Source organism: Phenylobacterium sp., assembly GCF_030693805.1.
In the GTDB taxonomy this organism is placed as follows: Bacteria; Pseudomonadota; Alphaproteobacteria; order Caulobacterales; family Caulobacteraceae; genus Phenylobacterium.
The window spans coordinates 1-1,369 of the sequence record NZ_JAUXZW010000029.1 but is presented as its reverse complement, the minus strand read 5'-3'; the positions used below and the strand labels follow the sequence as shown (position 1 = coordinate 1,369).

1 protein-coding gene is annotated in these 1,369 nt (G+C 69.5%); it reads left to right on the top strand.

The window, feature by feature from the left end; genetic code table 11:
* On the top strand, positions 1-1,350 hold a 1,350-nt coding region (locus tag Q8M88_RS01380; RefSeq protein ID WP_305594325.1), incomplete at its 5' end, for a PAS domain-containing sensor histidine kinase.
* Positions 1,351-1,369: the final 19 nt, after the last annotated feature.

Genomic DNA, 1,369 nt, shown 5'->3' with positions numbered 1-1,369 from the left:
CACAGCGCGGCCGAGGTGTTTGGCTGGCGCGGCGAGGACGTGCTGGGCCAGCCTTTGGCCCACTTCCTGAAGTGGACCGACCCTTACGAGGACAAGCGCCAGCGCATGGCGATGCTGGAGTCGCAGGAAGGGCCGTGGGCGTTCGAGATCCATGCGCAGCGCCGCGATGGCATCGATATCTGGGGCGAGTGGCGGGTCAGCAGGCTGCGTGACATGGACGGGTCCCTGGTCGGCATGATGGCCCAGGTGCGTGACCTCACGGCCGAGCGCGAGGCGCGCCAGCGCCTGACCGAGCAGTCCGAAACGCTGACCGCCATCATCCAGGCCTCCAGCGATGCCGTGATCAGCACCGACGCCAGCGGGCGCATCGAGCTGTTCAACCCGGCAGCCGAACGCATCTTCCAGGTGGCGGCAGCCGACCTGATGGGCCAGCCCTTGGACCGCCTGCTGCCGCCGCGCTTTCGGCCAGGGCACCACCAGCACCTGCGGGGTTTTGCCGATTCCAGCACCAGCCGGCGCCGCATGGGCGCGGGCCGCGTGGTGGGCTTGCGGGCCGACGGCGCCGAGCTGGAACTGGAGGCCTCGATCTCGCAGGTCACGGTGCGCGGGCGCAAGGTGCTGACCGCCATCCTGCGCGACGTCACCGAGCGTGTGCTGGCCGAGCGCCGGCAGGCACAGTACCAGCTGGAGCTGTCGGAACTGACCTACCAGCTGATGGAGCAGGAGAAACAGACCACGCGCCGGCTTGCGCAGATCCTGCACGACCGCCTGGGTCAGACGCTGACGGCGCTGCGCCTGTCGCTGGACGCCCTGGGGGGCACTTTGGGCGATGGCTTGCCAGCCGCCGCAGCGCAGCGCATGGCCAAGCTCGATGCGCTCGCGCAACAGGCCATCCACGAGGTGCGCCAGGCCATGATGGAACTGCGGCCTCCGCTGCTGGAAGACAACGGCCTGGCGGCCGCGCTGGAAACCGAATGCCACACCCGACAGGCCGAGGCGCCTTCGGTGCCGCTGCATCTGCGGGTACAGCCAGGGCTGGAGACCTTGCGTTGGCCGGCCGATGTCGAACACGCGGTGTTCATGGTGGCGCGCGAAGCCCTGGTAAACGCCATTCAGCACGCCCAGGCGCGGCAGATCGAGGTGCGGCTCGACGGCGACGCCCAACACATTCACCTGGAGGTGGCCGACGACGGCGTGGGCATGCCCCTGGCACTGAGCCAGGGCCGCCCGGGCCACCTGGGCATGGTGGGCATGCGCGAGCGCGCGCTGGCCATTGGCGCTGCCCTTGTGGTGGAGCCGCAGGCGGCTGGCGGCACCCTGGTGCGACTGGATTGGGAGCTGTTGCCATGAGCCGCATTTACCTGGTGGA